The organism is Psychromarinibacter sp. S121 (genome assembly GCF_049801035.1).
Classification (GTDB): domain Bacteria; phylum Pseudomonadota; class Alphaproteobacteria; order Rhodobacterales; family Rhodobacteraceae; genus Psychromarinibacter.
In genome coordinates this window covers 1,378,305-1,403,173 of the sequence record NZ_JBNAGE010000001.1, presented here as the reverse complement: position 1 = coordinate 1,403,173, position 24,869 = coordinate 1,378,305, and the positions used below count along the sequence as shown (strand labels likewise).

General features: G+C 63.6%; 27 protein-coding genes. 3 read left to right on the top strand and 24 right to left on the bottom strand.

Translation table 11 applies throughout. The annotated features are described in order from the left end of the window. Position 1: 1 nt before the first annotated feature. The 10 genes from trbK-alt to ACP156_RS06720 form a co-directional block, all read right to left on the bottom strand. A complete protein-coding gene (trbK-alt, locus tag ACP156_RS06765; protein WP_034828601.1) occupies positions 2–289 on the bottom strand; it encodes a putative entry exclusion protein TrbK-alt in 288 nt (95 codons plus the stop codon). Positions 290–307: 18 nt separating this feature from the next. Then, a complete protein-coding gene (trbJ, locus tag ACP156_RS06760) occupies positions 308–1,069 on the bottom strand; it encodes a P-type conjugative transfer protein TrbJ (protein ID WP_034828600.1) in 762 nt (253 codons plus the stop codon). Continuing rightward, positions 1,066–3,552: a conjugal transfer protein TrbE gene (trbE, locus tag ACP156_RS06755; protein ID WP_034828599.1), complete on the bottom strand. Its 2,487-nt coding sequence runs from the start codon at positions 3,550–3,552 to the stop codon at positions 1,066–1,068. Before trbE ends, trbJ begins: the two co-directional genes overlap by 4 nt. 13 nt (positions 3,553–3,565) lie before the next feature. Next, positions 3,566–3,847: a VirB3 family type IV secretion system protein gene (locus ACP156_RS06750; RefSeq protein WP_026782251.1), complete on the bottom strand. Its 282-nt coding sequence runs from the start codon at positions 3,845–3,847 to the stop codon at positions 3,566–3,568. After that, a complete protein-coding gene (locus ACP156_RS06745; RefSeq protein ID WP_034828598.1) occupies positions 3,847–4,179 on the bottom strand; it encodes a TrbC/VirB2 family protein in 333 nt (110 codons plus the stop codon). The genes ACP156_RS06750 and ACP156_RS06745 overlap by 1 nt, the downstream gene beginning before the upstream one ends. Beyond that, positions 4,176–5,171 carry a P-type conjugative transfer ATPase TrbB gene (gene trbB, locus ACP156_RS06740; protein WP_034828597.1) on the bottom strand — a complete coding sequence of 332 codons (996 nt, stop codon included), beginning with the start codon at positions 5,169–5,171 and terminating at the stop codon, positions 4,176–4,178. The genes ACP156_RS06745 and trbB overlap by 4 nt, the downstream gene beginning before the upstream one ends. A 146-nt stretch (positions 5,172–5,317) precedes the next feature. Beyond that, a complete protein-coding gene (locus ACP156_RS06735; RefSeq protein ID WP_034828596.1) occupies positions 5,318–5,779 on the bottom strand; it encodes a CopG family transcriptional regulator in 462 nt (153 codons plus the stop codon). A gap of 11 nt (positions 5,780–5,790) precedes the next feature. Beyond that, positions 5,791–7,770 carry a conjugal transfer protein TraG gene (locus ACP156_RS06730; protein ID WP_036173421.1) on the bottom strand — a complete coding sequence of 660 codons (1,980 nt, stop codon included), beginning with the start codon at positions 7,768–7,770 and terminating at the stop codon, positions 5,791–5,793. A gap of 123 nt (positions 7,771–7,893) precedes the next feature. Further along, a complete protein-coding gene (locus ACP156_RS06725; protein WP_233346795.1) occupies positions 7,894–8,883 on the bottom strand; it encodes a LysR family transcriptional regulator in 990 nt (329 codons plus the stop codon). Positions 8,884–9,014: 131 nt separating this feature from the next. Further along, a complete protein-coding gene (locus ACP156_RS06720; RefSeq protein ID WP_424818578.1) occupies positions 9,015–10,025 on the bottom strand; it encodes a permease in 1,011 nt (336 codons plus the stop codon). Between the two features lie 134 nt (positions 10,026–10,159). Between ACP156_RS06720 and ACP156_RS06715 the strand changes: the two genes are divergently transcribed. Both ACP156_RS06715 and ACP156_RS06710 read left to right on the top strand, forming a co-directional pair. Beyond that, on the top strand, positions 10,160–10,468 hold the full coding sequence (locus ACP156_RS06715) for an ArsR/SmtB family transcription factor (protein WP_297539479.1): 309 nt from the start codon (positions 10,160–10,162) through the stop codon (positions 10,466–10,468). A 256-nt stretch (positions 10,469–10,724) separates the two neighbouring features. Next, the gene (locus ACP156_RS06710; protein WP_034827223.1) at positions 10,725–11,834 is read left to right on the top strand and encodes an ArsO family NAD(P)H-dependent flavin-containing monooxygenase; all 1,110 of its coding nucleotides are present in this window, start codon (positions 10,725–10,727) and stop codon (positions 11,832–11,834) included. A gap of 138 nt (positions 11,835–11,972) precedes the next feature. Here the strand turns inward: ACP156_RS06710 and ACP156_RS06705 are convergent, their stop codons facing one another. The 10 genes from ACP156_RS06705 to ACP156_RS06660 all read right to left on the bottom strand — a co-directional run bounded on the left by ACP156_RS06705 (position 11,973) and on the right by ACP156_RS06660 (position 19,471). Then, positions 11,973–12,422 (bottom strand): hypothetical protein, encoded by a 450-nt coding sequence (locus ACP156_RS06705; protein WP_146617194.1) that lies wholly within the window; start codon positions 12,420–12,422, stop codon positions 11,973–11,975. Positions 12,423–12,511: 89 nt separating this feature from the next. Beyond that, entirely contained in the window at positions 12,512–13,744 is a 1,233-nt protein-coding gene (locus tag ACP156_RS06700) for a DUF3363 domain-containing protein (protein ID WP_081815013.1), read from the bottom strand. A 1,135-nt stretch (positions 13,745–14,879) separates the two neighbouring features. After that, the gene (locus tag ACP156_RS06695) at positions 14,880–15,566 is read right to left on the bottom strand and encodes a lytic transglycosylase domain-containing protein (protein WP_200879666.1); all 687 of its coding nucleotides are present in this window, start codon (positions 15,564–15,566) and stop codon (positions 14,880–14,882) included. Between the two features lie 229 nt (positions 15,567–15,795). After that, complete coding sequence (locus tag ACP156_RS06690; RefSeq protein ID WP_036176833.1) at positions 15,796–16,143, bottom strand: DUF736 domain-containing protein; 348 nt, start codon at positions 16,141–16,143, stop codon at positions 15,796–15,798. 68 nt (positions 16,144–16,211) lie between these two features. Next, positions 16,212–16,757: a S26 family signal peptidase gene (locus ACP156_RS06685; RefSeq protein ID WP_036176830.1), complete on the bottom strand. Its 546-nt coding sequence runs from the start codon at positions 16,755–16,757 to the stop codon at positions 16,212–16,214. After that, on the bottom strand, positions 16,754–17,272 hold the full coding sequence (locus ACP156_RS06680) for a DUF2840 domain-containing protein (protein ID WP_036176827.1): 519 nt from the start codon (positions 17,270–17,272) through the stop codon (positions 16,754–16,756). Before ACP156_RS06680 ends, ACP156_RS06685 begins: the two co-directional genes overlap by 4 nt. Then, complete coding sequence (locus tag ACP156_RS06675; protein WP_036176824.1) at positions 17,269–17,523, bottom strand: hypothetical protein; 255 nt, start codon at positions 17,521–17,523, stop codon at positions 17,269–17,271. Before ACP156_RS06675 ends, ACP156_RS06680 begins: the two co-directional genes overlap by 4 nt. Next, entirely contained in the window at positions 17,520–18,173 is a 654-nt protein-coding gene (gene parA, locus ACP156_RS06670; RefSeq protein ID WP_036176821.1) for a ParA family partition ATPase, read from the bottom strand. The genes ACP156_RS06675 and parA overlap by 4 nt, the downstream gene beginning before the upstream one ends. Beyond that, positions 18,170–19,198, bottom strand: coding sequence for a replication initiator protein A (locus ACP156_RS06665; RefSeq protein ID WP_036176818.1), 1,029 nt, complete (start codon positions 19,196–19,198; stop codon positions 18,170–18,172). Before ACP156_RS06665 ends, parA begins: the two co-directional genes overlap by 4 nt. Continuing rightward, entirely contained in the window at positions 19,199–19,471 is a 273-nt protein-coding gene (locus ACP156_RS06660; RefSeq protein WP_036176815.1) for a helix-turn-helix transcriptional regulator, read from the bottom strand. Positions 19,472–19,940: 469 nt separating this feature from the next. Between ACP156_RS06660 and ACP156_RS06655 the strand changes: the two genes are divergently transcribed. Next, the gene (locus tag ACP156_RS06655; RefSeq protein ID WP_036176810.1) at positions 19,941–20,228 is read left to right on the top strand and encodes a DNA -binding domain-containing protein; all 288 of its coding nucleotides are present in this window, start codon (positions 19,941–19,943) and stop codon (positions 20,226–20,228) included. A 155-nt stretch (positions 20,229–20,383) separates the two neighbouring features. Here ACP156_RS06655 and ACP156_RS06650 read toward each other — a convergent pair whose 3' ends face one another. The 4 genes from ACP156_RS06650 to ACP156_RS06635 all read right to left on the bottom strand — a co-directional run bounded on the left by ACP156_RS06650 (position 20,384) and on the right by ACP156_RS06635 (position 24,846). Continuing rightward, entirely contained in the window at positions 20,384–22,390 is a 2,007-nt protein-coding gene (locus tag ACP156_RS06650) for an AAA family ATPase (protein WP_036176798.1), read from the bottom strand. Positions 22,391–22,552: 162 nt separating this feature from the next. After that, the gene (locus ACP156_RS06645) at positions 22,553–23,194 is read right to left on the bottom strand and encodes a DUF2285 domain-containing protein (RefSeq protein ID WP_081904500.1); all 642 of its coding nucleotides are present in this window, start codon (positions 23,192–23,194) and stop codon (positions 22,553–22,555) included. Then, positions 23,121–23,336, bottom strand: a complete 216-nt coding sequence (locus ACP156_RS06640) for a transcriptional regulator domain-containing protein (protein WP_036176795.1) — start codon at positions 23,334–23,336, stop codon at positions 23,121–23,123. Before ACP156_RS06640 ends, ACP156_RS06645 begins: the two co-directional genes overlap by 74 nt. A 313-nt stretch (positions 23,337–23,649) precedes the next feature. After that, positions 23,650–24,846 carry a hypothetical protein gene (locus ACP156_RS06635; RefSeq protein ID WP_036176793.1) on the bottom strand — a complete coding sequence of 399 codons (1,197 nt, stop codon included), beginning with the start codon at positions 24,844–24,846 and terminating at the stop codon, positions 23,650–23,652. Positions 24,847–24,869 lie beyond the last annotated feature (23 nt).

Here is a 24,869-nt window from a genome sequence, read left to right as displayed (position 1 = left end):
ATCACTGTTCCTCGTTCTGTCGCGGAGCGGTCTGGGCGGGCGTCCGGCCAAGAAAGCGGTCGCGGCTCTCGGCCCATGCGGAAAGGCAGACCGGATCGCTCGTCGCCGCTTCCCCAAGCTGCTGGCACCGGCGAAGCGTCGCGCGGAGCGGATCGGCCGGCGGTTGCAGCGCCGGTGCGGTGCTGGCCGGCGCGGGATCGTCCTTGCGGGTCATCTCGATCACCGTGGCCGCGATGGCCATGGCGACGAATACGACGGCCCCGAGCCGGGCCAGCATCTTGCCGTCCATGGGCGGCCCCTCCCGTGGTCAGTTGTTGCCGTTGAACATCTGCGCGTTGCCCGGCTGGTAGCCGCTGCCGGGGGTCAGGAAGCGCTCGCGCTGGACACGGCCCTGTTCGGCGGCCGTCGCACGCTCGGCCTCGATCAGCGCTTCCGACCGGCCGTTGGCGGCGAGCATGGCGATCAGGTCGGAAAGCTGCTGCGACTGGAGGGCGAGGATCTGATTGCCGGCCTGCGTGGCCTGCAATGCGCCGGTCGCACCCTGGCTCCGGCCGACGAGCGCGGCCATCTCGGCGCGGTTGCTGTCGATATTGCCGACGACACCGGCTTGCACCTTCATGGCGTCCTGCAAGCCGCCGACCGTGTTTTGCCAACGGTCGCGCGCATCGGCGACAAGCTGGGCGTCGGTCGCCGACAGCGACACATTGCCGTATTGGCTCTGGAACGCCTGGTCGATGTTCTGCACGTCGAACGCGATGTTCTGCGCGTCGCTGAGAAGCTGCTGCGTGCGGCTGACGTTCTGTTGAATCTGCTGGAGCGAGGAATATGGCAAGCTCGCCAGATTGCGGGCCTGATTGATGAGCATCTGGGCCTCGTTCTGGAGCGAGGTGATCTGGTTGTTAATCTGCTCCAGCGTGCGCGCGGCCGTGAGCACGTTCTGCGCGTAGTTGGTCGGATCATAGACGATCCATTGCGCATGGGCCGGGCTTGCCAGCATGGGCGAAAGCGCGACCGGAATGGCGAGCGCCAGCGCAAGGGCCGAGGCCCCGACAAACTTGGAATAGGTCATGGAAGAATCTCCTGTGGGGTATCGAGTCGGGCCGGCGCGGCGGATTCCGGCCGGTCGGCAAGATTGGTGAGGTTGGGGATCAGCTCGACCGCCCACTCGACGCCGCGCTCGCGCAGCCATGCGGCGAGGAAACCATCGCGGCCGTGCTCCGCAACGATCTGCGCAATGAGGGTCTGGTCGGATTTGGCGGATGCGGCGCAGAGGGCGAGGCCGACTTCGGACAGGCCCAGCTCGAACAGGCGGTTGCCCCTGCGGCTTTGGCAGTAATAATCCCGCTTGGGCGTGGCCCTTGCGAGGATTTCGATCTGCCTGTCATTGAGGCCGAAGCGGCGATAGATGGCCGCGATCTGCGGCTCGATGGCGCGCTCGTTCGGCAGCAGGAGCCGCGTCGGGCAGCTCTCGATGATAGCGGGCGCGATGTTGCTGCCGTCGATGTCGGACAGGCTTTGCGTGGCGAAGATGACGCTGGCGTTCTTCTTGCGCAGCGTCTTCAGCCATTCGCGGAGCTGGCCGGCGAATCCCTCGTCGTCGAGCGCAAGCCAGCCTTCATCGATGATGAGCAGCGTGGGGCGGCCGTCGAGCCGGTCGCCGATGCGATGGAACAGGTAGGACAGAACGGCCGGGGCCGCGCCGGTGCCGACCAGCCCTTCGATCTCGAACGCCTGCACGTCCGCCGATCCCAAATGCTCTGTCTCGGCGTCGAGCAACCGGCCATAGGCACCGCCGACGCAGAACGGCCGGAGCGCCTGTTTCAGATCGTTGGATTGCAACAGCACCGCAAGGCCGGTGATCGTGCGTTCTTCGACCGGCGCGGAGGCGAGCGAAGTCAGCGCCGTCCAAAGATACTCTTTGACCTCGGGCGTGATGGCGATGCCTTCGCGCATGAGGATGGTGGCAATCCAGTCCGCCGCCCATGCGCGTTCATAGGTGTCGTGGATGCGGGCCAGCGGCTGGAGCGAGACGGACGCCTCGGCCCCTTCTGTCAGCCCGCCGCCAAGGTCATGCCAGTCGCCGCCCATGGCGAGCGACGCGGCGCGGATGCTGCCGCCGAAGTCGAAGGCGAAGACTTGGCTGGCCTCGTAGCGGCGGAACTGGAGCGCCATGAGGGCGAGCAGCACGCTCTTGCCCGCGCCCGTGGGGCCGACGACAAGGGTGTGCCCTACGTCGCCGACATGCAAAGACAACCGGAACGGGGTTGAGCCTTCGGTCTTTCCAAAGAGCAAAGGGGGCGCACCGAAATGCTCGTCCCGTTCCGGCCCCGCCCACACCGCCGAAAGCGGGATCATGTGGGCGAGATTCAAAGTGCTGATGGGCGATTGCCTGACATTCGCGTAGGCGTGTCCGGGCAGGCTGCCGAGCCATGCGTCAACCGCGTTGACGCTCTCGGGCATGGCGGTGAAGTCGCGGCCCTGAACGATCTTCTCGACCAGGCGCAGCTTCTCGTCGGCAAGGCGCGGGTCGGCATCCCATACGGTGACGGTCGCTGTGACGTAGGCCATGCCCGCCACGTCCGCCCCAAGCTCCTGCAACGCCATGTCGGCGTCGAGCGCCTTGTTCGCGGCGTCAGTGTCCACAAGGGCGGACGCCTCGTTGGTCATCACCTCTTTCAGAATCGCGGCGACGCTCTTGCGCTTGGCGAACCATTGGCGGCGGATGCGGGTCAGGAGCTTTGTGGCGTCCACTTTGTCCAGCAGGATCGCGCGCGTGCTCCACCTGTAGGGGAACGGCAGCCGGTTCATCTCGTCGAGCAGGCCAGGCGTCGTCGCGGTCGGGAAACCTACGATGGTCAGGACGCGCAGATGCGCGTCGCCAAGGCGCGGCTCCAGCCCGCCCGTCAAGGGCTGATCGGCCAGCAGCGCGTCGAGGTGCATGGGCACCTCGGGCACGCGCACACGGTGGCGATTGGTCGATATGGTCGAATGGAGGTAGGTCAGCGTCTCCCCGTCATCGAGCCAGCGGCACTCCGGCATGAATCCGTCGAGCAGCGCCAGCACGCGATCGGTGCGATCGATGAAGGCGCGCAGGACCTCCCACGGGTTCACGCCGGATTGCTCGCGACCCTCGTAGAGCCAGCTTTCCGCGCGGGCGGCTTCCTCGGCCGGGGGCAGCCAGAGGAAGGTCAGGAAATAGCCGGACACGAAATGCGTGCCGGCTTCTTCGAAACCCGCTTTGCGCTCTGCATCGACCAGCGCCGAGGCGGCGTCGGGAAAGGCGCTGTCGGGATAGGTCGCGGCCTCGCTGCGCTGCGCCTCAACGAAGATGCTCCAGCCGGAGCCGAGACGGCGCACGGCGTTGTTGATGCGACCGGCGACGGCGACTAGCTCGGCGGCGACGGCGGAATCCAGATCGGGACCGCGAAACTTCGCGGTGCGCTGGAACGATCCGTCTTTGTTGAGCACGACACCCTGACCGACCAGCGCCGCCCAGGGCAGATAGTCGGCGAGGCGCGCGGCGGTGCGGCGGTATTCGGCAAGGTTCATCATGGATGGGCTCCCCTCAGACCGCCAGAAAAGCCGGGATGCGCAGATGCCGCCGCCCGACTTCGACGAATTGGGGATCGCGCTTCGCCGCCCATACCGCCGCGAAATGCCCGATGGCCCATATGGCGATGCCGACCAGCCAGAGGCGCAGGCCGAGACCCACGGCCCCGGCAAGCGTCCCGTTCATGATGGCGATGCTTCTCGGAGCGCCGCCGAGCAGGATATGCTCGGTCAACGCCCGGTGGACCGGGATCGAGAATCCCGGCACCGCGTCCAGTTGTTCGAGACCGCCCGCCATCAGACGAGCGCCCCGCCGCCGAACGAGAAGAACGACAGGAAGAAGCTCGATGCGGCGAACGCGATGGACAGGCCGAACACGATCTGGATCAGGCGACGGAAACCGCCGCTGGTGTCGCCGAAGGCCAGCGTCAGGCCGGTCACGATGATGATGATGACGGCGATGATCTTGGCGACCGGCCCCTCGATGGATTCGAGGATGGATTGGAGCGGCGCTTCCCACGGCATCGACGATCCCGAGGCATGGGCGGCCGGAGCCATGAAGAGGCCGACATAGGTGAAGGTCGCGGCCGTGGCGACGTGGCGGCGGATGCGCATGGTATGACGGATCATTCGGGGTCTCCAGTTCTGGTGGGGGTTGCCAAGGGGCTGAGATGCGTGATGCGGTAGTCGCCGTCCGGCCCCAGCCCTTCGACGCGGGCGAGTTCGGCCAGCCGGCGCGCGGAACCGCGCCCGGAAAGGACGGCAACAAGGTCAATGGTTTCCGCGATCAGGGCGCGCGGGACGGTGACGACAGCCTCTTGAATGAGCTGTTCAAGCCGGCGCAGCGCGCCAATGCCGGTGCCTGCGTGGATGGTGCCAATCCCGCCCGGGTGGCCCGTGCCCCATGCTTTGAGCAGATCGAGGGCTTCCGATCCGCGCACCTCGCCGATGGGGATGCGGTCGGGGCGCAGGCGCAGCGAGGAACGGACCAGATCGGAAAGCGTCGCCACGCCGTCTTTCGTCCGCATAGCGACAAGGTTGGGCGCGGCGCATTGCAGCTCGCGAGTGTCCTCGATGATGACGACACGATCCGCGCCCTTGGCGACTTCGGCCAGAAGCGCGTTGGTCAGTGTGGTCTTGCCGGTGCTGGTGCCGCCCGCCACGAGGATGTTGGCGCGGGATGCGACGGCCGCGCGTAGCGTTTCCGCCTGATCGGCGGACATGATGCCGGCGGACACATAGTCGTCGAGCGTGAACACCGCGACGGCGGGCTTGCGGATGGCGAAGGCCGGCGAGGAAACCACCGGGGGAAGCAAGCCTTCAAAGCGTTCGCCGCTCTCGGGAAGCTCGGCCGAAACGCGGGGACTGCGGGCATGAACCTCGACGCCGACATGGTGTGCGACCAGGCGCACGATGCGCTCGCCATCGGCCGGCGGCATCGTTTCGCCCGTATCCGCCAATCCTTCGGACAGCCGGTCGATCCAGATGCGGCCATCCGGGTTCAGCATGACCTCGACCACGGCCGGGTCTTCCAGAAACCGGGCAATGGCCGGGCCGAGCGCCGTGCGCAGCATCCGCGCGCCGCGCTGGATCGCCTCCGGTCTGTGATGTGTGGCAGTCATGTCGGCCCCGCTTTCGACGGGGCGCACGACAGTCGGTCCCCGCATCGGGGTCGATTAAAAGAACCTGATTTTTGGCCGACTCAACAACTATTTACGCGCGTGCGGCCACCGGCGGTGATCGGCGGCAAATAGGACGGTTTGAAAATTCAGGGTCGGTCGCTATCGGGGTCGGACGGCCGCTGCGCGGGACTGTCCCCAAGCGAATCGACATCGCGCGACAGCTCCTTGAGGAACCTGTCTCCGGTGGCGAGGCGCTTGCCGAGGGTCTGAATGAAGCCCTCGAACCGTTCCACGCCTTTCGCGCGGGCGGACGATTGCCCGGTGTCGGAGATCGGCGGCGTGATCGTCAACCAGAACTGGACGAACAGCGAAAGCGTCTCGCCGAGCACGGCGAGATCTTCGTCGAGCCCGTCCATCTGTCGGCCGAGCCTGTCCAGGCGGCGCGTCATGGCCGCCTCCAGCCGATCCGCTGCGTCGCCGGACAGGAAGGAAGCGACGGACGCCTCCACGATGGCGGATTTGGAGACATTGCGGCGCAGCGCCAGCATCTCGACCTGTTGCAGCAATTCGGGATCGAAATAGACGTTCATGCGGGTTCGTGTGGCCATGGGAGGGTTCCTCAAAGCTCGATCCCGTCATCGGGGTTCATCGACGCCTGCCGGGCGACCGCGCGCATGCGCTGACGCAGGGCGCGGGCTTTGGCCGCGTCCAGGTCCGGTTCGTCGTCAAGGATGTCGAACTCCCGCGCCGGAGACGGCGGCGGAACGATTTCCTCATGCTCGGGCAATTCCGGTTCACGGCGGATGCCGGCATTGGCCGGATCGCCTTCCGTTCCGCTAGCCATGGACTGGGCATCGCCCTTCTGCGCGACCAACCGGCTCGACCAATCATCGGATGACGGGTTCGTGGCGGGACCGGCCGCCGGATCGGGTGGGGTCAGGAGGCGTTCAGTGAACCGCGAATCCTCGAAGTAGCGCGCCTTGGTGGCGCGGATCGGCGGCGTGCCCGCGACCATGACGATTTCATCGGTGGGCGGAAGCTGCATGATCTCGCCCGGCGTCATCAATGGCCGAGCCGTCTCCTGCCGGGACACCATGAGATGCCCGAGCCAGGGCGCGAGGCGATGGCCGGCATAGTTGGTGGAATCGCGCAACTCGGTCGCGGTGCCGAGAGCGTCGCTCACCCGCTTGGCCGTCCGTTCGTCATTGGTGGCGAAGCTGACGCGGACATGGCAGTTGTCGAGGATCGAATTGTTCTGGCCGTAGGCGCGCTCGATCTGGTTGAGGCTCTGCGCGATCAGGAAGGATTTGAGGCCGTAGCCGGCCATGAACGCCAGGGCGCTCTCAAAGAAGTCGAGCCGGCCGAGCGCCGGAAACTCGTCCAGCATCAACAGCAGGCGGTGGCGCTTGCCGGAGGTGTTCAAGTCCTCGGTCAGCCGGCGGCCGATCTGGTTGAGGATCAGGCGGATGAGCGGTTTGGTGCGGTTGATGTCGGATGGCGGCACAACGAGGTAGAGGCTGACCGGCTCCTTGCTTTCGACCAGATCGGCAATGCGCCAGTCGCAGCGCGCCGTCACACGCGCCACCACGGGATCGCGGTAGAGGCCGAGAAACGACATGGCGGTGGAGAGCACGCCCGACCGTTCGTTCTCGGATTTGTTCAACAGCTCCCGCGCCGACGATGCGATGACGGGATGAACGCCGCTCGGCCCAAGATGCGGCGTGTCCATCATCGCGCGCAAGGTCGCCTCGACCGGGCGGCGCGGATCGGACAGGAAGCTGGCGACGCCCGCCAACGTCTTGTCCTTCTCGGCATAGAGAACATGCAGGATCGCGCCGACAAGCAGGGAATGGGAGGTCTTTTCCCAATGGTTTCTTTTGTCGAGGCTGCCTTCGGGATCGACCAGAATATCCGCGATATTCTGCACGTCCCTGACTTCCCACTCGCCCTGTCGCACCTCCAGCAACGGATTGTAGGCCGACGACTTCGCGTTGGTCGGATCGAACAGCAGGACGCGGCCGTGCTTTGCGCGAAAGCCGGCTGTCAGCGTCCAGTTCTCCCCCTTTATGTCGTGGACGATGCAGCTTCCCGGCCAGGTCAGGAGCGTGGGCACCACGAGGCCGACGCCCTTGCCGCTGCGCGTCGGGGCGAAGCAAAGGACATGCTCGGGACCGTCGTGGCGCAGATAGTCGCGTTCGTAGCGGCCGAGCAGGACGCCATCGGGGCCGAGCAATCCGGCCGCGCGGATTTCCTTGTCCTCCGCCCATCGCGCTGATCCGTAGGTGGCGACGTTCTTCGCCTCCCGCGCGCGGATGATCGACATAAAGATGGCGGCGGCGATGGCAATGAAGCCGCCGGACGCGGCGATGATCGCACCTTCGACGAAGATCGCGGGCGCATAGGCGTCGAAGGAAAACCACCACCAGAAGAAGGCTGGCGGGTAATAGACCGGCAGACCCGCCAGCTCGAACCACGGTGCTCCAAGCTGCGGCTGGAAGCCGAGGCGAAAGGCGACCCATTGCGTCGCCGCCCAGGTCATCACCAGAACGATGGTGAAGACGATAGCAATCTGACCCCAAAGGATTCGGCCTCCGCGCATACGGGCTCCAGTCGGACAAAGAGACGGAGCCGATCAGAGAATAGGCAAATCCACTACAGGCAACAGGAAAACGGATACGGGAGGGCTGCCGGATACTATCGGCGGCAAATAGGACGGGTCACGTCATTGCGGGCGCTCGCGCGGCTCATTCTGGATGCCACCCGGAGCCGAATCGCAGATGCGTCCCAGCTTGCCCGCGAGGACCAGCATGTTGCGGATGGCCGGGCTTTGGTTGAACGGCGACCAGATGGCCGAGAACGAAACCGGCTCCGGCTCGTCGGCGAACGGCAGGAAGACGAGGCCGGTCGTCGGCAGCAACGCGGTGGCGGCCCCGACGATGGTGATGCCGAAACCCTGCTCGACCATGGACAGCAGCGTGCCGCGCCCCACACCGAAGCGCTGAATCGAGGGCGGCGGCAAGCGCCCGGCGAGGCGCAGGATGATATGGTCGTGGACCTGCGGGCCGGTGCTGTCATAGCGCACGAGAAAGGTCTCTCCCGCCAGATCAGGCCATGTGACGGTCGACTGCCCAGCGAGCGGATGCCGTTCCGGCAGCACCGCCACCAGCGGCTCGGTCCAAATGCGCCGGGAATGGAAATCGGGCAACTCGGCCGGGCCGGCGACGAACGCCAGGTCCAGAAGGTCGGAGCGAAGCTGGATCACCGCATCGCGGGCCGTGCTTTCGGTGATCTCGACTGCGATGCCCGGATGGGTCTCCCGATATTGTGCGATGAGTTCCGCGAGGAAGCTGCGCGGGATAAGGGCGTGGATGCCGAGACGCAGGCGACCGCACTCGCCCGAGGCGGCCAAGCCGGCGGTCTTCACCGCATGGTCGAGTTGATCGACGCCCGCTGATACTTGCTCGATAAAGCGATGACCTGCATCGGTTAGCCGGACGCCGCGTGCGTGACGCTCGAACAGAAGGATGCCTAGGTCTTCCTCTAAGGTTTTCACACGGGTGCTGACAGTCGAAACGCTGACACCCAGCGCGTTAGCAGCGTGACGGAAGTTCAGATATTCGGCAACGGCGAGTGTGTGGATGAGCGACACAAGGGGAATGCGTGATCCCAGCCGGGAAGGCATACCCGATCGACTATCTAAAGTCAGCGTCAAACGCCGTCTCCGTCGCATCGCTAACTGCCCCCTGTCATCCGGCGGCAGTCTTGGCCTTGGCCGGGAGAGAAAAGGCCAAGACTGCGAAAGGTATCCAAGTGGTTTGAGGACTTAATCATCTCTGATCTAAGTCAGAAAAACAGGTAGGTCGCGTAGCCTGCGATCATCGCCATGGCGAAGATGACCCCGACGAATGCCACGAGAAGCTTCATCGTGAAGAGGGAGCGCAGCAGGATGAGTTCGGTCAAACTGGCCCCGGCGCTTCCGATGATCAGTGCAAGGACGGTCCCTGCGCCCACTCCTTTCGCCATAAGAGCCCCGGCGAGCGGTATGACCGCCTCTGCGCGGATATACAGCGGCACGCCAATGACGGCGGCAACAGGAATAGCGAACGGATTGTCCGGACCGGCATACTGCTCAAGCAGAGCGGTCGGCATGAATCCGTAGATCAAGCTGCCGAGCGCAATGCCGACGAGCAGATAGGGTAACACGTCGACGAAGTCGATCCATGCATCCCGCCACACACCGCTGTATTTTCCCGTCTCCTTCGTTCGGACGGAAGACTGGCTGTCACAGCAGCTGCCGGACGCAGGAGTGATCTTGATTGCGGTGTCGCCGCAGGCGCTTTCCGACCGAGAGCCGCAGCTATCGGTTTTCGGACTTCCGCAATCCGGTACGGCCGGTGCAGCACCACACTGGCTTTGCGACGAGCCACATCCGCCGGTCTCTTTCGTTGCTGTGCGACGGATATACCGCTCGAAACCGAACGCATGCATCAGCCATCCGGCACCCAGCGATACTGCAAGGGCGGCAATCACGTAGGTGGATGTGAGAGTCAGTCCGAACGTGGCCGCCAGCAAAACGACAACAACCGGGTTCAGGAGCGGGGAGGAGAAGAGAAACACCATCATCGGACCGAACCCGGCGCGCGCTCGGATCAAACCCTTCAGCATCGGAATGGTCGAACAACTGCAGAAGGGCGTGATTGCCCCAAGACCTGCGGCGAGGAGATAGCCGCGAGTACCGGTGGAGCTGAGCAACGCTTCCACTTTGGCCGGGGGAATATGACGCTGGAGAACGCCAACCAGTGCACTGATCCCGATGAACAGAACCGAGAGTTCGACAGCGAGAAAGACGAACATGCCGAGGGTGTCTTGCAGTTGGGGTGACATTATGAAACCATCCTTCTAGATATGTCGAAATTTCCACTGATCTAGTTGCTTATCGCGCTCGGGTCAACCATATTTCTAGAGGTCTCGAATTAATGGAGGACGGTATGGATCACGAACAAGCCGCAGACAGCCTGACCGAGCTCGGCAACACGCATCGATTGGCGGTCTTCCGCTTCCTGGTGAGGGCTGGGCATGAGGGCGCATCGGTCGGGGAAATCCAGAAAGAACTCGGCATCCCGGCGTCTACCCTGTCACATCATCTCGCACGAATGACGAAGGTGCGACTCATCCGGCAGGAAAAACACAGCCGAACGACCATCTGCATTCCCGAGTTCCAGAACCTCGAACGGCTGATCGACTTCCTTACGGAAGAGTGTTGCGCCGGTGATGCGGAGGGGAAAGATGCCGCGTGATCGATTTTCGCAGATGCATGAAGGACAGGCAAAAATCGGAAACCGACCCGGAAAGACGGTGCTTGGCTCGAAACTGACGACGTATGCCAGGGCTGCCGCCCGGAGCATGGTTCCAATCTCTCCCGACACCGACGTTTCCGTCTGATTTGAGCTGAAACCTCCGATCGCCAACCGGGCCTTTTCTGTTGCCGTGAGTCGGCGACGGGGAAAGCGCCGGTCTGCAATCGCCTGTCAATCCATGAGTGGGGCCGAACACATGAACGATACAAACGAATTGGTGGTTGACGTCGTTGTCATTGGCGGCGGTCAGGCTGGCCTGTCCGCCAGCTACTATCTTCGCAAAAGCGATCTCGATTTTGTTATTCTCGATGCGCAGCGTAATCCCGGTGGCGCCTGGCAGCGAGGCTGGAATTCGTTGCGGCTTTTCTCTCCCGCTGAGTACAGTTCTCTGCCGGGACGGCAAATGCCACCTTCGAAAGGTGATGGGTTTCCAACACGCATCGAAGTGCTCAACTATCTGGAAGATTACGAAAACCGCTATCGACTGCCGATCGAAAGACCGGTTCGCGTGCAAAATATCGAGAAACAGCCCAACGCGCTGCGCGTTCAAACCGACAACGGTACGTGGCTCGCAAAGGCGGTGATCAGCGCGACCGGCACGTGGAGTAAGCCGTACATTCCGCACTATGACGGGGCTGAAACCTTCCGTGGGCAACAGCTGCATTCTGCCGAATACGTTTCGCCAGAAGGACTGACGGGCAAAAGTATCCTGATCATCGGCGGTGGAAACTCCGGTGCCCAGATCTACGCGGAACTTTCGAGGGTTGCCGGTACGATCTGGGCGACGCTCCACCCCCCGAAATTCCTGCCAGACGATGTGGACGGACGGGTTTTGTTCGACCGGGCTTCCGCGCGTTACGGTGAAGGGAGCCCTCAGGGCGGTGCTCCTCTATCCGATCTGGGAGATATCGTAATGGTCCCTTCGGTGCTCGAAGCCAGGGATCGCGGCATCCTTCGGAGCGTGCGCCCTCCTGTCCGCTTTACGGAAGACCGCGTTGTCTGGGAGGACGGAACAACGACCGCCGTCGACGCGGTTATCTGGTGCACGGGCTTTCATCCCGCTCTGGATCATCTCGATGGCCTGGGCATCAAGCAAACCGATGGCAAGATCGCGGTGACTGGAACGCGTTCGATCGATGAACCGCGTCTCTGGCTTCTGGGTTATGGAGACTGGACCGGATTTGCCTCGGCAACTCTTGTCGGTTCGGCACGCACCGCTCGAGATACTGTTCGTGAGATAGAGCGATGCGTTGAGAGCAACGAAACTGCCCACAAATCTGTAACTGGACAGCCAGACCACATATGAAAAGTGGATCAAATCGATGACAGAAAGAGCGAACTGAAACGGATTGAGAGAATTACTGTGCCTCCATTCTTCGGATCGGGCGCCCTTCAGAACCACAGGAAGCTTCATTTCGAGCTGGATAGTGGATTGGCTCGACGCTCATTCCGGAACGCGGACATAGCCCGTCGGACGATCGTGCCGCTCTTTGCTGCGCCAGTGTCGCCATGATGATGTCGAGCCATCCCGTTCCGGTGCCGAAAAAGCCGAACCCGGCCGCCATACAGCGAGATTGGCAATCACATCGTTGCCCGAGCAGATCCAGACAGAGCGCATGTTCGCATTTTCCTTCCCGTTAGGCGTAGAGGAGAGCAAGGCAAGCGGCATTGCAGCGAAGGCGATAAGGCCAACAACGCCCATGGTGCCCCACCCTGGAACAGTTCCGTTGAGAGCATCCCAGGTGACGCTTCCTGGTCCATCATCGTGAATCTCGACGGTATCGAAGCGACCATAGTCGCGGGGCAGGCGCCGCTTCGCCGGACCATCTCTCCGCTGTTGCCCTGGCTGCCGATAAGTCGTTGAACTTCGGATTGCCGTGAGCGCTCCGGTCAAAACAATTTTCCTCGCATCGAACAAAGGAGCGCTGTGTTATTCCCGAACCGCCACTACGTGTGCGACGTTCTCGTTGGAGTTTGATCCCGTCACAATCCGAGACCCCTCTGTCGCCCCAATTGCCACGACACCGATCCGCCCTGCACGACGCCCATAACTTCGCGACCGAGCTGGCGGTCGATGACCGGCCGCCAAGGGACAAGCGTGAACTCGTGCGCCTTCTCGACGATGGCGAACTTGCCGCTGGATAGCTGCACGGTTCCGGTGAATTTGCCGCTGACGTTCTCGCCGTCCGTGGTGGCGCGGAACGGCAGCGCCTTTCTTTCAGCCATCTCCACGCCGACGCGGGAAACCTCCCGCTCGCGCAGAATGGCGAGAAGGTTGCGCCGATAGAGCACGCGGCCGTCGCGTGCGCGGGTAGCATCGCCCTGTTCGACATGATGCTCGCGGCGGCGGTCGATGGCCTCGCGCACCTGCTGGCCGAAACCGGTCGGTGCAAGATCGGCCGTCTCGCCATGGATCAGTCGCCGGTCCAGCCAGGACGCGCCGTCCGATCCGATCTGCCTGTCCAGATTCACGGGAGAAAGGACGCGAACGCTGGCCTGTCTGTCGCGACCGGCGTCATAGGCGGCGGCGCGGTTCTCGAAGTCGGGGGGGATGCGCCATTGGTCAGCGTCGATCCGCTCGACGATCCGGGTGCGGCGTAGCGCCTCAAGTCGGCGCACATGGGCATCGACATAGCCTTCATAGTCTCCGCCCGGAACATGTCCCTCGAACTTCGCCTGCTCCAAATGACGGCTCGGGCGATAGATGCCGCCCTCGGCGATTGTCGCAATGGTGCGGTCGGACGGCCGGGCCGTCGCCTCGGTGCGACCGATCTCGATGACGCTGCCGATCCGGGCATCCTCCAACTGCATGGGGTCGATGTTGGCGATGTGGTGCATCCGTCCGTCGATCCCGTCCACGACGACGGTGAGATTGTCGCCCAGCTCGTTGGCGAGATATTTGTCGAGGACGCGGCCGGTGACGGGTGCAGCGGGTGCGCCCTCATGGATGCGGAAGGTCATGGGATCGCGCTCAAGCCCATCGGCGGCGAGCGATCTTTGCATGGTGCGGATGATGTCCCCGCGTTCGCCCAACTCGCGCAGGGTCGATTCAAGCCGCTCGTTCAATTCCCAGACGCCGGGCGCGTGTTCGGTGGCGAGGCCCATCCGCCCCAGCTTGGACAGCCGGCGCAGGCGAAGCGTGTGCTCGAACTGCCGCTTTGGCTCCCCCGGTTCGTGGCGCAGGTCGAGGAACCGTCGGTCGGCTTCCTCGACCATGGCCCTGTCGATGCGGGTAAAACGATCCTGGTCGATCTCGGCGGTGAGCTTGCGGGTCTGCTCGATCTCCCGAACGGGACCGAGTTCCAGCGTCGCCAACTCGCTGGCCCGTTCGCGGACACCATGAACGATGTAGTCGCCGTTGATGACCAGATCCTGCCCCAGATCGTCCTTGCCCCGGACGATGACATGCACATGGGGATGGCCGGTGTTGTAGTGATTGATCGCCACCCAATCGAGCTGGGTGCCGAGGTCGGCTTCCATCCGGCCCATGAGGTCGCGGGTATAGGCCGTAAGGTCCGACAGCTCCGCGCCGTCCTCGGGCGAGACGATGAACCGGAACTGGTGGCGGTCATCCTGGCCGCGTTCCAGGAAGGCGTCGCCATCCGCGCGGTCCTCGGTGCGCGAATAAAGCTGGCCGCGCTCGCCGTCGCGCGAGGTGCCGTCGCGCTGGATATAGCGCAGATGGGAGTGCGCCTTCCGGCCCTTTCCAGGGTGAAGGATGTAGCGCTGCTGAACCATGACGCGACGCGCGCCCGGCTGCCGATGATGCCAGCCGCCGCCGAGATTGCGGGTGCGGACGAAGACCGCGCCGCGCCCGCGCTTCACGCCCTTGCCGCTCGACAGGACCGTATGCGAACCGGCCGGGGTTGCGGATGTGAACGCCGCCGTTCCGAAACCGCCTCGGGGCGAGGTGCGGCGCTGCTGCCGGGCGATCTTCTTCGCCTGCGTGAGGAAGCTCTTGGTCTTGCCCGCGCGTGGGGTGTCCGAGCGGATGCGGCCGGGCCTTGGCCGGAAGCGGTTTTCGTCATCGGCGCTCATGGATGCGCCTCCGGCCGAAATCGCGGAAAATCGGGCAATCGGCGGCCATGGTGCCGAACAAAAGCCTGCAAGGCCAGGGCGTTGCACGGAATCGCGGCACTCCGCCGCTCAAGATCATGGTGCCGGAAACGGCGGCCTAACCAGTGTGCAGACAACAACAATTTCGGAAACCGGCCCGACATGGTGCCGGTTCCTTCAATCTTGCCCTCCCTTCTTATCGCCCTTTCCGTCCTTCCCACCGGGATTCCAGCCAGGCGCAAACCTGCCTGACTGGACACCGGAACGGGTCGCGCCGTGCGCCGGATCGCCGTCCTCATGGCGTTCCCTCGTCGTCGGCGCGGGCCACGAAAATGCTGCCGGTTTCCGGCTCCGCATCGGCAGGATCGCGCACCGGAATGGTTGCGCGGCCGTCGCCGGATTGCGCCCCGGATGGCGGCGCGGCGGCAGTCCGCGCGTCGGCCGGGCGCGTGACGAAGAGCGGGGCTTCGCGCCAGTCGGGCGGTGGCGGCGCTGCATCGGGAGAAGCCTCGCCGCCGAGGATCGGCGCGAGCGCGGCGACATAGGCGCGGGTCTCCGGTGGCAATGCGCGGCCGGTCGCAAGGTATTCGTCGTAGCGACCGGGACCGGCATTGTAGGCTGCCAGCATCGCCGCGACATTGCCGTAGCGGTCGAACATCTCGCGCAGATAGGCCGTGCCTGCGAGGATGTTATCGCGCGGGTCGTAGGGATCGCGGCCGAGCCGATGACGGATGCGCAGGCCCGCCCAGGTGTCGGGCATGACCTGCATCAACCCCATCGCGCCGGCCGATGACACCGCGCGCACGTCGCCCGCGCTTTCGGCGCGCAGCACGGCGACAATCCAGTGCTCGGGGATGCCGAAGCGCCGCGCCGCTTCGGCAATGTGGGCGGCGTTGGGATCGACGGCGGCGGGCCGGACCATCGGCGTCGATTGCGCAACGGCCATTGCCGATCCCGCGCCGAGTGACAGCATGGCGGTCATTATCAGAACGGCATAGCGCCATACAGCCCTGTCTCCGCTTTGAGCCCAGCCTGCCGGCGTGCTCGCTGCGGTCAAGGGCAAGGCGCAAGCGCCGGCCGATGGCCGCCCCTGACCTGCGCTGCGCGCGCCGGCCGTCTTGCGCCCGAGCGGGACGACGGGATGAGACGGCCTTTCCGCGAACAACGGGATGAGGGTCTTGAGTGCGGGAATGACGCGGGTTTGCATGGCCTTAGTCCCGCTCGTCGCGCGGTTTCGGGCGGCTCCAGTGCAGCGACCACGACGCGCCCGCGTCGTCGTCGCGGAACAGGTTGGCGCGGATCGGATGCGGGAACGTGGGATCGTCCAGCAGCACGGAAAGATATTCGCCGGCCTTCTCGCCGGTGCGTTTCCAGGCCGCGCCGATCTCCGGGCCGGTTTCGTTGCTCATGCCGTCGAACAGGTGAACGCGATAATCCGGTGCGTTCTCCGCGTCGGACGACTCAGCCGCGACGATGATGATGTCCTGATGCAGCAAGAGCGTCCCGAAGTGTCCGATGAAGCCGGCCTCGTCGCGCGCAAATTCACCAATCTGGGGCATGACAGTCTCCTTGGCGGTGAGGTTGGGAAAACCATCGGCGGGCACCGCTCCCGCCGATGGGGAAGCGGTCATTGGGTCGGCGCGCGCCATTCGTAGCGGCCGTCGCCTTCCTCATCGGTCCAGAGCGGGACCGCTCGGCCGATGACAGAACTTGCTGGGATGGGTCCGAAATAGCGGCCGTCCAGGCTGTCGCGGACCTCCCAATTCATGAGGAAGATTTCGCTGGAGGCGATGACGCGGCAGCCCTGCCAGACGGGTAGATCGCGGCCGATCCGGTCGCGGTCGAGCGCTTCGCCCATCTCGATCCCGTCCACCGTGATCGCGGATCGCAAACGGCAGACCCGCTGTCCCGGCAGTCCGAGGACGCGCTTCAGGAGCGGCACGCCGCGCCCGACATAGCCGCGTTCGACCATGAATCGCTCCAGCGGTTCGGGCGGCATGACGGCTACCAGCTCCGGCACGTCGAGCGCGTCGGCCGGCCTGACCGTGTAGAAGCCGATGGGCGCGCTGGCGGTCGCGTTCCAGATCAGTTTCGCAGGCCAATCGGCGACGCTGGCGGCTGCGATGCCCGTGACGGCCAACGCCGTTACCGTGAGGATACGGCGGCGCGTCATGGGTCGATCCTCTGGCGACCGAGCCAGGCGGCGTGTCGCTCCGGCGTATAGGCGTGCGGCTCCAGACCGGCAGTCAGACGATTGTGGACGTGCCGCCAGTGCTCCGGGGATATGTCGGCAGGATCGAGGCCGAGCGCTTCCACGGCGTCGATGGCCTGCAATGCGCGCTGCACCTTCGCCCAGCTATCGAGACGCAACAGGATGTCGCCGCCGGGACGGACGAAGGGCAGCGTCTGGAACGGCTCGCCGCGGCCGATGGCACGCAGGATGTCGATGCGGGAAACGATCGTGCCATGTGCGCCGGACGCCCATCGCACGAAGGCGAAGATGCTGCCGGGCGCGAAGCCGACGATGCTGCGGCGGCGGTCGAGTATCTGTTCGTAGCTCTTGCGGCCGAAGCGTATCCAGTGCTCGATCTTGCGTTTCTGGAAGGTCAGTTCGACCAAGGTGGTGAAAGGCGCGGGTTCGTCCGGCAGCGGACGGCCGTGCAAGCGGTGCGCCGCATTGCCGGTCATGGTTGATCTCCCTCGGAGGATGGAAATTCGCGCGCCAGCAGGTCGCGCAGCATGTCGGTGACGGTGATCCCACGCCGGAAGGCTGCGACCTTGATGCGGCCGCGCAGCTCGGGCGTGATGTCGATGGTCAGGCGGGCGGTGAACGCTTCGCCGGCGGCTTTGCCGTTCGGTGGCGTTTCGCCCGCCCTGATCCAGCTTTCGGGATTGCCCGGCCGGGATGCGAAACCGGGCTTGCGGATGCGCCCGGTCATGGCAAGGTTCTCCCGATGGGCAGCCGATCTATCTCGACGGCCAGCGCCGCGATCTCGCGGGCGGCGGGGCTGTCGACGTCGATCTCGGATGCAAGCCGGCCGGACTGCGCGGCGTCAGCAAAGACCACGCGCTGGCCGATGGTGGCGGTGAGCAAGGGCGGATCGTGATCGGCCAGCGTCTCGGCCGTCTCGCGGGCGATGATCGTGCGCGCGCCGCAACGGTTGAGGACGAAACGGGCGGCTAGTTCGGGCCGGTAGATGCGGGCTTCATTCAGAAGCGTCAGCATCTCGGCCGACGCCCAGCCATCAAAGGGGGATGGCTGCACCGGGATCAGCACGAGGTCGGCGGCGAGCAGCGCGGAGCGCATGAGGCCGGCGACACGCGGCGGCCCGTCGATGACGATCATGTCGGCGTCGCGGGCCAGCTCCGGGGCTTCCCGGTGCAGCGTGTCACGGGCCAGGCCGATGGTGCTAAACGACCTCGGCAGCCCCTCATGGCTGCGCCGCTCAGACCAGTCGAGCGCGGAGCCTTGCGGGTCGGCGTCGATCAGGATGACGCGCCGTCCTTCAGCCGCCCAGGCCCCGGCGAGATGCAGCGCCAGCGTGGTCTTGCCGACGCCGCCCTTCTGATTGAGGAACGCCACGATCATGGCGCACCGCGCCGCGCGGCACCGGCACCATGGGTCGCGTGCGCGCGCGTCAAAGAAGAAGAGTTAGTTTTATTGTTAGATTCTTCTATAGAGTACGGCGTGCGATTTGCGCCTAATGTCCCGATAGTCCGTGCGCCTAATGTCCCGATGGGATTCACATGGTTTCCCACAGGCACTGTGGATAGATTTTCGGGGACAAAGCGCAGCAGTTCACGCCCGTCTTCCCACTCGATCTGGAGGCTGTAACCGGGCAGCGACTGACGAACTGCGAGGCGGCGCAGGTCGAGCGCGAAATCGGACTGCCGCGCCGAACTGCCGGATTTCTGGTGAAGGTGGGCGATCTCGAAAGCCCAGCCCTCGGGCTGGCGCCCTGCGTGTTTGCGGGCGACGCGATAGAGCCAGCGCTCGATGCCGCCGGTCAGCCGGAAATAGGCCGGGTCGATGGTCAGCACCAGCGAACGGTCGATGACGCTGTTGTAGAACCATTCGGGCAGGACGAACTCCATGCCCTCGACGCGGCCGGCGCGCGTCGTCATTTCCTCCCACTCGTTGATCCATGAGAATTGCCGTCGCCGCCAATGCTTCCCGTTACGGATCGTCGTCGCGATGACGGTCGATTGCAGGCGGGCGAGCGCGGCCTTGAGCAACAGGTAATCCCGGTTGCCGGTGGCCCGCCCCACGGCGCGCAGGAGCTGGTAGGGCATGAAACGAAAGAAGCGCGACGTGGTGAAACCGTCATTCTCGGCCGCGACGATCTGGCTTGCGGCCCAGATCAGCACATCGGCATCCCAGATTGTCGCCATGCCGTGCTCGGGCATGGCGAACACCTGCACCTCGACATCGGCGGTTTGATAGAGGATCGGTTTTGTGCGGGGCCGCTTCGCCAGCGAGAAGAACGGCCGTTCCATCAGGTCGCGCTGGTCGCGCGGCGCGGCGTCGCCGGTCGCGACCACAAAGGGGTCGAGGCGGCTGCGCTCGCTGGTGTCGGTCGGCTGCGCGGGGCTGTCATCGTCGTCGCGCAACATTCAGCACTCGTCCCGCTCTTCGGGGGTGAGCGGGCGCGCGGCGAAGACGGTGCCGGCACTTGTGTCGCTGGTGGATTTGCGCGTGCCGATGGCGCTCCAAGCTTCCAGATCGCGCAGGGTATAGAGGACACGGCCGCCGATCTTTCGATAGAGCGGGCCGGTTCCGTAGGTGCGGTGCTTTTCAAGGGTGCGGATCGAAATGCCGAGGAAGCGTGCGGCTTCCTGTGTGCGCAGAAGGCGCGGCGGCAGGTCCGCATTGCGGCGGTTCGCCATGGATGACCTCCGGTTCGTCAGTGGATGGCGCTGCCGATGACGGCGGCGCGCTATGGCGAACCATGGCGAGGGACCGGCGGCCTGTAGCGTGCCGCATTTGCGCACGCGCGCTGGCGGCACCCCCCTCCGGGGCGGGATCAGACTGAAAAGATGGAGAGATTCAGCGTGTCAGTGGGGCGCGCGCCAATTCGCCGAAGACAATCCCGTGCGGGTCGGGTAAGACTGAACGCGGAGCAGACGCGCTGCTTTGGGGCTTAGTAACCCCTGACTAGCGGTAGGTGCCGACCGTGACGGCACCACCATCCTCGAACCTTATGGTCGGGGAGCCTATGGCGTATGTCCAGGGCTGCCCGCCTAAAGGTCATAGGGCCGTCTAGTCACGGTTACTAACTCCCCGATCACCAGGTCAGAGGGGCCAATTGCGGGGGCGCACCGCAAACCACGGCTCCCGGGTAGAAGGGGAACGACGATGCGAACGCCCGTCGAACTCGATCCCGATGTGGACGATGAAGCGCCAACGGGAAACGACATCACGCCTTATGACGAAGCGCATTTCGTGACCTATCTGCGGCTGCTCGACGCGAAGGCGGAAGGCGCGGACTGGAAGGAAGTGGCGCAAATCGTGCTGCACCGCGATCCGGTCGGCGACGAGTTCAGGACACGCCGATGCTGGCAAAGCCATCTCGAACGCGCGCAATGGCTTTCGCGTGAGGGTTACAAGCGGATACTGGAACAGGCTGCTGCCAATAAGACGTGAAAAGGCGAATTCTGACCACTATGTAGGCTAGAATTGCCCAACATGGCTGCTACAGTGGCGGCGTTGCGATTGGTCGGGCGGCTACGGACGTTCGCTGCGGCCTGTACGAACGTCTGCGTGCACCACTAGGCCAGCAAGAGCGGCAGTCGCGCGTGCTACTTCAGCGCAGAGTTCGCCTTTGCAAATAGCTTTTCCCAAGCTGATCGCTCTTCTGCCAGCAAGTCATTTAGGCTGTGGTTCCGGCACCACCGCACAAATGCTTTGGCAAGCTGATATTTGGACAGCTTCTCTGACTTGAGGATCGAGGCCATCGAGCGTGATGTTTGGCCCGTCACCGCCGGCAACTCATGACCGAGTTCATCCTTTGCAACGGAGGCCAAGGTGGTTCGGAGCAAATCCTCGATCTCCGGATTGGTCACTGTTCCATCCAGCACATCGGCCGTGCGTAAGATACCCTTATGCCCGACACTATGAATAAGCGTTTCTTGTTGGGCGGCGGAATCTCCTGCGCTGTCAGAATCTAGAAGTGCGGCCACCCTCAAATTGTGTGCATGGAGGATCGTCGCGAAATAAACGACCTTTCCCGCCGTTCCGGCCGGAATCACGGCTATGTTTTTCCGAAGACCGTCCTGGCCCGCCTCCTCGAATAGTTCCGAGACGGCACCGACATACCAAAAATCGGTCAACCCTTCGACGATGAAGTTGCGCTGCTGGGAGAAGAGACTTTGCGCAAGGTCGTAGCCGAGAGCTTCCTGTAGGGGCAGCAGGGCTGCGGGATCGTTCGATGTGACGCTGGTGTGGACTTTCGTCCCGACCTCCCGATCCGTCATTTCCACCACACGCACGCGATCGAGTTCGTCGGGTCCGACGAGAAACGGCGAATGCGTTGTGTAGAGCGTCTGGTTGCCCTCCGCGAGGCGAGAAAGGGTATCACGGAAGTCACGCTGTTTAAGTCCATGAAGGTGCAAGCCGGGCTCATCCAGTAGCAGGACGGCGTTCTCGTGCTTATCCTCAGCCTCGGCAAAGAAGACCACAAAGAACGAGACCAGCCACTGAAAGCCCTCTGACCGCTGATCGAGTTCAACTTCAACGCCCAGGTCGTCCACCACAACCACTTTGAGGTACTGGCCGTCCGAAGTGATGCGGAGGGTGTCGGCCTCGCCTCGATCGACTTTCGGCTTCCATGCCGAACGGATCTCTTTCGTTAGCCGGATGCTAGCCGCGTTGAGTTGATATTGCCGCGCGTCGAGTTCGTCCCGGATCGTATCGAGCTGTGCATTCTGCTGTCCATGCGCATCGACGCCGGACTTGCCCATCGCGGACAGCTTAGCTGCGTCGAGACCAAGCAACTTTAAAAGGCAAACATTCCCGTAGTCGTATTGATCGTCATCGAATGCCTGGCTTGCGATCCGCTGCGCGAGATGTCCGAGGTGGATGAGTGGGCGGACACGGAAGTAATTGCTGAACAACACGAAAACCGGAAGTCGCTTACGCAGGGTGGCGACAGCGGCGTCCCGGTCGATGGAGATAGACACGCGCTCCCGTATCTTTGCTAACCGGGTATTCTCGCGCTCGTCATCTTCATTCACAACGGCGAGCATGTCGCTGAGCCACTTCGACATAGTCTGCGCCTTGTCTCCCGTAACAACGGTATGCTTCTGCCAGCCCTCCGTGATCTGGGATAGCGACACACTTGGTTTTGGCTCTTCATCACCGGCTTGAGCGTCGAGGTGGCGTACGAGACGGACGAGATCGGCTTCCAAATCACCGTAGGATGGCCTGTCGGGCGCGCCCTCCAATTGGTTTGTAAACGTATCATCAAGGTAGCGAGTGAACCGATAAGTAATTTCGCTCGACTGAAGCGACGCTGGCAACTCAGCCACGTCGTCCTCATCAAGTGCGAACCAACCCGTCGCGACAGGAACATTCGTCGGCTTCACTTTACCTGTCGTGATGTCGTTGAGCAGCGCGCGCGGGTAATCACGAAGCTGATCGAATGGCTTCACCTCGTCGGGCCGAGATATCTGTTGTAGCGCCTGAAGAACGGCGGACTTACCGGCCTCGTTCGGCCCGACGAGAATCGTCTTGCCGTCCTCTACGTCGAATTCACCGGTATCCCGAACACTACGGTAGTTTTGAACGCGCGCTTTAACTAACTTCACTTTATTACCCCCCTGCCATTAGCACCCATCCGAGCCTATCACCGAACGAACGCGCTTCAATGTTTATACTCGCGAAGTACGCGATGCTTCATCCGCAGCACATCGCGCAAAGGTCGACAATTGATACGGCTACCGTCGAGACCACGCCGATAGCAAGATACCTTACCTTGGTTGAATCCTGATCGGATAGTGTAGCAGCAGACGATAGCCGCCGCGCATCATCCTGATGCCGTGGGCAACGAGGCGACGCGCCTTGTTCTTGCTCGGATCGCTCTCGAAGTCCTCCTTAGCGCCCCGAAAGCCAAGCAGGACTTCGGCAATGGTGCGATAGCTCTCGCCGCGCAGCCGGGCGTCGAGGGCGCGCAGGGACAGGATATGCCATTGCCGGAGCTGGGCGGGCATGTTGCGGAAGTCGGGGCCAGGCGTTCGGCCCTTGAGGGATCGCCAGAAGCGCCGCGCCGCATGGGCGCGAAGCTCCATGAAGTCGTCCAGAGGCAGTTCGACGGCGTAGAACGCCGCCGCATCCGGCACGGATTGGGACAGCCAGAATTGGTGCTCGACGCCATCCGCCTGCCAGATGCCGTGCCAGCCATCGGCGGCGCGGCGCAGGTCGAGGCCGTCGAGATGGGCGAGAACGACGGTCGGCTGGCTGGCCGTCTCATCCGGTTCGGCCGGCACCAGTTTGACGGCTTGCGGCTGAAACCGGGGCGACCAGAACAGCGGGTCGCGGTCAGGCGCGGCGTCGGGATCGTGCGGGAAATCGCAAGCCCCAGCGTCGGGCGAAGGCTTCCAGCTCGGTCGCATCCGGGCGCTTCGCGCGGACGAGAAGCCGGAAGTCCTCTCGGTAATCGTCGTTGCGACGCAGATACTCCCAGGCGAATCCGGCGGCGGGAATCTTGCGCGTGTGCCTGTAGGCCGCCGGCGCCCGCCAATTGATCTTCAGCATGGCGCACCCTCCCTTTACTCACGGGTGCTTGGGGAGACACCCGGACCAAGGAGTTTCGGGCACGACCTATGCGGGAGATAGTCTGTATGATCTGAAACGTTGTTCGTATATCCAGAACACTTATAGTTATTTTATTCTTAACAGTGTTTGCGTGATTTTGCGAGCCGGGCGCAGCCCGGCGAGCGCGGCCATGTGATCGGGCATGGCCGCAACGCCGATCCGCGTCGCCGGATCGGCGGAAAATTTTGGAACCCTGAAAGCCTGAAAAGCAGAAAGCCGCGCAACCGGGTTTCCGGCTGCGCGGCTCTGCTGATTAGGCGGCCTTCTCCAGCAAGGTCTTAGCCTTCGCCTCCAGTTCAAGGCGACTGTCCTGATGGACCTTGCTGCGGGCATGGGCCGTCATGCCCTGCACGAAATCGAAGATGCTCTCGGGCGGGCGGCCTTCCTCCTGCAACACGGTCTCGATGATCTTGCCGGTCTCGGCCTTGCTGAACCCGCGCTTGCGCAGGAAGCTCTCGCGGTCCTCATCGGTACGGGCGACGATCCGCTCGCGCGCCGCCCTGATCCCGGCCACGAATGGCGCGGGCGAGGAATTGGCGAAGCTGGTCAAAGCCGGAGCCGCTTCATGGGCGAAACGCTGCGCGGCAAACTTGCTGTGCCGGATGCTGATTTCCTCGAACCCTTCCACGCCCCAAAGGTTGCGGTTCATGCAAACCGCCCGGAGATAGAAAGAGGCGATGCCGAGGGTCTTCGATCCGACTTCGCTGTTCCAGCAATAAAATCCCCGGAAATAAAGATCGGGGTCGCCGTTCGGCAGGCGTCCGGCTTCGATGGGGTGCGTATCGTCCACCAGAAACAGGAACACGTCACGGTCGCTGGCATAAAGCGTGGTCGTGTCCTTGGTCACGTCCACGAACGGATTGTGCGTCATGGTCGCCCAATCCAGAACGCCCGGCACCTTCCACATGGTATCGCCGACGCCATCGCCCGCGATCTTCATGACGGCGGCGACAAGTTCATGGTCCCAGATGCGCCCGTAGTCCGGGCCGGTCACGGCGCGAAGCTCAACGCGCCCATCCTCGGTTTCCAGTGTCTTCACCAATTCGCCGCGATGACTGACAAGGCCATGTTGCAGATTGATGCCCGCCAGCGGTGCGGGAAGATCACGCAGGTAGCGGGCCGGTGCGCCGACAAGGCTGCAAAGCTGGCCGAAACTCCAATGCGTCGGGGCGACGGGCTGCTCCTGTCCGGGCACGATCAGCGAAAGCCACTCGGCATCGTCGCGGCTGGCTTCCACACGCACGGTGCGACTCTCCACGGTGCGGGCCTTGGCGCGATCCGCGCGGGACTTCACGGCTTCATAAAGCTCGGTCAGCGACAGATAGCGTTCGTCATCCGGGCGCGAGAACCATTCCGACGAAACGCGGCCGATATTTTCGCCGCGCGAAATGTCCACGCGGAAGCCCTTGGAAACGGGCTGCTGGTGATGGTTCAGGGTCATGGTGTTCATGGTCTTTCCTTTCATGGGCTTGG